The 361-nt window shown below is 56.2% G+C and carries 1 protein-coding gene; it reads left to right on the top strand.

Annotated features, from left to right (window positions below):
• A partial coding sequence (locus HMPREF2554_RS10955; protein ID WP_168160885.1) for an AAA family ATPase occupies positions 1 to 361 on the top strand: 361 nt, incomplete at both ends.

The raw sequence follows: 361 nt of genomic DNA, 5'->3' as shown, positions 1-361 counted from the left end.
AGCGCCGGAGTTACCGTTTTTTTAGGGCCTAACGGTGTTGGAAAAACCAATATTATTGAGGCTATCGACTACACCGCGAATCTTTCCTCGCACCGCGTAAGCCATGATGGTCCGCTCGTGCGGGTGGGCGCATCCCGAGCCTATATTCGTGTGCGCACGGTGCGTGGTTCACAACAAACGGTCACCGAATTCGAGATAGCACCCGGGGCGAGCAATCGGGTGCGCATTAATCGAGCCGCTCCCGTGCGCGCCCGCGAGGCTCTAGGGATTACGCGTACCGTGTTGTTCTCCCCCGAAGATTTGCAACTCGTCAAGGGTGAACCCGCAGGACGACGCCGTTTTATTGATGATTTAGCGGTTT

It is taken from the genome of Rothia sp. HMSC071F11, from assembly GCF_001809115.1.
Taxonomy (GTDB): domain Bacteria; phylum Actinomycetota; class Actinomycetes; order Actinomycetales; family Micrococcaceae; genus Rothia; species Rothia dentocariosa.
The sequence above is the reverse complement of the archived record's forward strand: the minus strand, read 5'-3'. Positions and strand labels throughout refer to the sequence as shown.